This window comes from Shewanella gelidii (genome assembly GCF_014647855.1).
Classification (GTDB): Bacteria; Pseudomonadota; Gammaproteobacteria; order Enterobacterales; family Shewanellaceae; genus Shewanella; species Shewanella gelidii.
In genome coordinates this window covers 1-4124 of sequence record NZ_BMPZ01000022.1, presented here as the reverse complement: position 1 = coordinate 4124, position 4124 = coordinate 1, and the positions used below count along the sequence as shown (strand labels likewise).

At 40.3% G+C, this 4124-nt stretch carries 7 protein-coding genes; 2 read left to right on the top strand and 5 right to left on the bottom strand.

Annotation, left to right across the window (positions count from 1 at the left end):
- Positions 1 to 228: 228 nt before the first annotated feature.
- Genes IEY18_RS17235 through IEY18_RS17220 form a run of 4 tightly spaced genes read right to left on the bottom strand, consistent with a single transcriptional unit; the run spans position 229 to position 2187 of the window.
- Positions 229 to 447 (bottom strand): hypothetical protein, encoded by a 219-nt coding sequence (locus IEY18_RS17235; protein ID WP_229780027.1) that lies wholly within the window; start codon positions 445 to 447, stop codon positions 229 to 231.
- Positions 448 to 456: 9 nt separating this feature from the next.
- Positions 457 to 687: a hypothetical protein gene (locus IEY18_RS17230; protein WP_188923111.1), complete on the bottom strand. Its 231-nt coding sequence runs from the start codon at positions 685 to 687 to the stop codon at positions 457 to 459.
- Positions 688 to 698: 11 nt separating this feature from the next.
- Positions 699 to 1007 (bottom strand): single-stranded DNA-binding protein, encoded by a 309-nt coding sequence (locus tag IEY18_RS17225; RefSeq protein WP_188923109.1) that lies wholly within the window; start codon positions 1005 to 1007, stop codon positions 699 to 701.
- A 10-nt stretch (positions 1008 to 1017) separates the two neighbouring features.
- Positions 1018 to 2187, bottom strand: coding sequence for a phage/plasmid replication protein, II/X family (locus IEY18_RS17220; RefSeq protein ID WP_229780025.1), 1170 nt, complete (start codon positions 2185 to 2187; stop codon positions 1018 to 1020).
- A gap of 97 nt (positions 2188 to 2284) precedes the next feature.
- Here IEY18_RS17220 and IEY18_RS17215 point away from each other — a divergent pair, with 97 nt between their 5' ends.
- Together IEY18_RS17215 and IEY18_RS17210 are read left to right on the top strand one after the other, a co-directional pair.
- Positions 2285 to 2677 (top strand): helix-turn-helix transcriptional regulator, encoded by a 393-nt coding sequence (locus tag IEY18_RS17215; RefSeq protein ID WP_188923107.1) that lies wholly within the window; start codon positions 2285 to 2287, stop codon positions 2675 to 2677.
- A gap of 106 nt (positions 2678 to 2783) precedes the next feature.
- Positions 2784 to 3308 (top strand): hypothetical protein, encoded by a 525-nt coding sequence (locus IEY18_RS17210; protein ID WP_188923105.1) that lies wholly within the window; start codon positions 2784 to 2786, stop codon positions 3306 to 3308.
- 317 nt (positions 3309 to 3625) lie between these two features.
- Here IEY18_RS17210 and IEY18_RS17205 read toward each other — a convergent pair whose 3' ends face one another.
- Entirely contained in the window at positions 3626 to 3871 is a 246-nt protein-coding gene (locus IEY18_RS17205) for a hypothetical protein (RefSeq protein ID WP_229780023.1), read from the bottom strand.
- Positions 3872 to 4124 lie beyond the last annotated feature (253 nt).

The window sequence follows — 4124 nt, the reverse complement described above, 5'->3', positions numbered from 1 at the left end:
CATTGTGCGCAGTTATGTGGATATGGATGAGTGTGGATGCCTGTAACTGTTTTAGCCTTGCTGTGTTGCTTCTCCTGCGCTCAGGCTTCGCTCGTCGTCGCATCAGCAGCATGGCTTAACGTTGTTATTGTAAACCCGATTTAATAGAAATGGCTTTGCAGGATTAACACTTCCTGTGTGGCGCAGCACTCTCACGAGGCTGAGCCGCACATTGCGTGTCAGATAAGATTAGGTTTCTAGAGGCTCTTGTTCTGTAACGGCGCGCAGTTCTCCGTGGCATTTTTGGCACACGATAAATACGTGCTTATCTAATTCATCTTTCCACCAAGGCTTGTAGCATTGCTTACATTGGTAATCAGGATCATCATCGCGATCAACAAAGCTTATTCCACCTTTATAAGCTACTGGCCGCAGCTTAGATAAGCTGTTTAAGATTGAGTCTTGCATAATCGTTCCTTACGCTGCTTTGGATTCAACGATATTTAAAGAGTTAAAAACAGCTTGTTGATGACTCTCTAGTTGCTGCTGTAAGTTGACTGATAGCAAATTTACTAGTGCATATTTACAATCTTCTTCACCCCAGTCGTCTGCCACATCAGAGAAAGCTTGAGCTGCGAGCTTCAAAGTATTTAAAGACTCATAAACGGATTCAAAATTAATAAGTACCTCAGTTCCTTGTGCTGGCATTACATTTCTCCCTATTTAGCTATCTTTACTGCATCGCTGCTTGCATGCTTTTCCACTGGTGAGATTGTTAGACCAAAGCGCTTAAGCTCAAGCCCACCAAAGTTGTTTACGATAAAGCTTGAACTGTCGATTTGATATTTTCCCGCAGGATAAGCATCCGCAGGACTTTCAACTTGAAGTTTCATTTCTACAGGAAACTTGCCGCCTAAATACGCATAAGCTATTTGCTCATGAATAGCGCGACCAGGTTTACCGTCTTTGCCTGGCATAGATCTAGATTTAACACCAAGATGCTCTGGAAAAACTTCTATGATTAACATCGCTGCACTCCTATGCATAAGCCTTAAAAGACAACACATTTGATTGCTCTACAACAGGCATTTGGTACCAGTCAGGTACAACTAAAGGTCTTACTTCAATTGCATCTGATCTTTTTAATGTTGGGCACATTCGTGACACGTCAAACTGTTGGCCTATATCTATCCCAATAGTTTTTAAACGTGATTTATGTTCGTAGAATTGGCTACTAGACAAGGTTTCACGCAAATCAGCTCCATGCTGCCACAGAGTAAAATAGTTCATTGTTGTATTAGCTTGTCTTAGTGACTTTACTGCTCCTGCGGCAAGTAGTTGATGCGCTATTGATTGGTGCTCATCGTAGTTGATTTGAATTGTATTCATAGCTGCCTCGATATCTTTTAAATGTGGATAGAAGTCAGATTCAGTTACGCGGCCATATAAGTGGAGACTGTGTCTTTTCAAAAATTTTTGGCGCAGACTATGTTCTTCCCGTATCACTCCACGCTCTTCACAGTAGTTGATTAAATTTTCTATATAAGTAAGTTGGCCGCTTTTTTCGTTAGTTTTCCTTCTTTGCTCTTTCAATAAATGTCTCTTAAGTTCAACAGCTTTGTTGTAAAGCTTAGTCATATTCCATTCGGAACCTTCTCCCCAATTGCATGTATGTCCATCGGGATAAAGCTTTGGTTTGCGCCCTCGTCCAATTTGCATAGAAGATAAGCCACGGATAAAAGACTGCTCCTTGCCCTTGCCTACTTCGTGGTTCACCGTCCAATCAATGGAAGTTATTTCAGCTCCATTTCCAAATAACTCTAGCTTTTCAGTACGGGTAGACTTCCGGAAACCGATATGAGTATTTTTTGTGAACGGCGGTAAATTATGTTTAACCAAAACACTATTAAATACTGCAACGCATTCATCTAATGTTTGTAGTCCAAACAAGTTATCCATACGCTGCCAACGCGATGGATTTCCCTCAACTCTTACACGGTGGCCATCACAACGAATCGTCAATTTGGTGCTGTAAGAGCCTTCAATTATTTTTTGGTTTACAGAAGGCGGAAGCAGTTCACCTGTTTCGAGTTCGATTCGTTCGATTACATGCTTACCAACCAGAGGCAAATCTGCATCTGGATGGTCTTGTTGCATGAATAAACGGTCGATAAAAAACAAGTGAACACAAAACCCTGTCAAGTACATTTATCTATACCTTAGGGTAATGTTTTGTTTATTTCAACGATGAGGTGTAAAAAAGTAGTGTTATAGTTAAATTAAATTGTACCTATTGAGATTTGAGATGCTTAAAGATGTACTTAGAGAGGCCAGAAGCAAAAAGAACCTTAAACAAGAAGATGTGGCGAACATTTTGAATATTACTAAGCAAACCTATTTAAAATGGGAAAATGGCGCTACGGAGCCTAAAGCTTCTCAAATTGCAGCTTTAGCCAAAGCTCTCGATATAACACCTAATGAAATATGCCAAGGTGAGCTTTATACAAGGTACTCGCTAGATCAATTTATAATAGAGTTAACTGCGACTAACGCTAGAAGTGAACTGGAAACGCTTGCATCTTGGGAACATATACCAGATCACAAAGCCTACCTTGAGCGACTTAGTATCCCTTCTGCAGAAGACTTTGCTGATGAAAAATATACTCATGATTTACAAGCTTTAGCTGGTAGGCGCTAAGCCTTAAAAAACTAAAATATTCCGGAATTCCGGAGTTAGTTCGGGTGTAACAGGAACCCAAACTGTTTAAGGCCAGATAATACGTTCCAAATGGAGAAGTGATCGCATGGAAAGTGAATGTACTGTTCTGCTTAGCAGTGATGTTTTTAAAGTTGCAATAGGTGCATTAATTGGTCTGACGGGCTCGCTCATTGTTACGATGATGACCTATCGGATTGAAACAACAAAAATGAGAGCAAACCATAGAGCATCAATAATCAAAGAGGCTCAGTTAGCAGCTCACGACCACTTTTCTGCTCTTTCTGACATGATTAATACATTACAAAAATATCCGACTCCCCATACAGTTCCTCAAAGTGTTGTTTTAGAAGAAGAGCTAAACCCTATTTTTGAAAAGATGCACTTATGCCAAAAGGAAATGCATCGAAAGTCTTCTCAATTAAAATCAATTGGATTAATTGAACTAGCTGACAAGGCGACAGATTGCGTGAAACCTATAGAAAGCTTTGCAACTTCATTTTCTGAAAGCGGCCATTACTCTGACTTATTAAGTGTGGCCGGTAAAATGAATTCCTTGGAAGACGTATTTCTTGAAAGCGTTAATAATGAATACAAAAAATTAAAGCTGTAATTTAAAGTACCAATACGGTACTAGAGTCCACTGTTAAAGTATGTGGACTCTTCCCTTCTAAATCGCTCGCTTCGTTCACTACCTCGCTTAAGGCTCGTCCGTTCTCTCCCAACCCGCTAGTACCAAAAATGGTACAAAAGTGCAGTATTACTGTAGTGCACTTTGTAACAGTGCCGGCTGGTTTTGCCTACGGCCTTCTGGCCGCGACGAAACGGAAAGCGTGTTGCATGAAAAGCGTCTGGCAGGGAAAGTCAGGGCGCAAAAAAAGCGCCCTTTTAAGAGCGCTCTGCATTAAGGGGCAAGCCCCTTAATAATCCCTAATTTGAAGAATCGGACTGACTTAGGAGGGATGCTGCAAATGTTCTGGTCGTCTCATTGTATTTATCACTATGCAAAATAGCTGATAATTCAGCCTCTATCTTCTTGCTAGTCTGCTTTGATGTTTTGCTTTGAGCTAAAACACTGCCAGCAAGGTGTTTTTGTATTTTAGATGATTTGTTGTCTCTAAGGGTTTGCGCAGCCAATTTGGCGACTGATTTGGAGGTTTTTTTTGAATTTGCCATTATTATTGTGCCTTCTATTGAGTTAAATAATTATTCACTCGGCTAATCTCCTCTTAAAAAACCTATTAAACCGCAGATTGTCTTAGCAACCTGTCTAATTTATCGTCAATTATACTGTGATTATATACAGCGCACAAGGGTTGTTGTTGAAACTTCGCACAACAGAGATTATGCAAAAAAGCCAACCGGTCACCTTTATTCTACCGATTGGCTTAGATACATAATCGCATCTTCATTGTGCGCAGTTATGTGG

Excerpts from the sequence above, each read along its gene's own strand:
- IEY18_RS17235 (WP_229780027.1), bottom strand. The coding sequence starts at position 447 with ATGCAAGACTCAATCTTAAACAGCTTATCTAAGCTGCGGCCAGTAGCT.
- IEY18_RS17230 (WP_188923111.1), bottom strand. The coding sequence starts at position 687 with ATGCCAGCACAAGGAACTGAGGTACTTATTAATTTTGAATCCGTTTAT.
- IEY18_RS17225 (WP_188923109.1), bottom strand. The coding sequence starts at position 1,007 with ATGTTAATCATAGAAGTTTTTCCAGAGCATCTTGGTGTTAAATCTAGA.
- IEY18_RS17220 (WP_229780025.1), bottom strand. The coding sequence starts at position 2,187 with ATGTACTTGACAGGGTTTTGTGTTCACTTGTTTTTTATCGACCGTTTA.
- IEY18_RS17215 (WP_188923107.1), top strand. The coding sequence starts at position 2,285 with ATGCTTAAAGATGTACTTAGAGAGGCCAGAAGCAAAAAGAACCTTAAA.
- IEY18_RS17210 (WP_188923105.1), top strand. The coding sequence starts at position 2,784 with ATGGAAAGTGAATGTACTGTTCTGCTTAGCAGTGATGTTTTTAAAGTT.
- IEY18_RS17205 (WP_229780023.1), bottom strand. The coding sequence starts at position 3,871 with ATGGCAAATTCAAAAAAAACCTCCAAATCAGTCGCCAAATTGGCTGCG.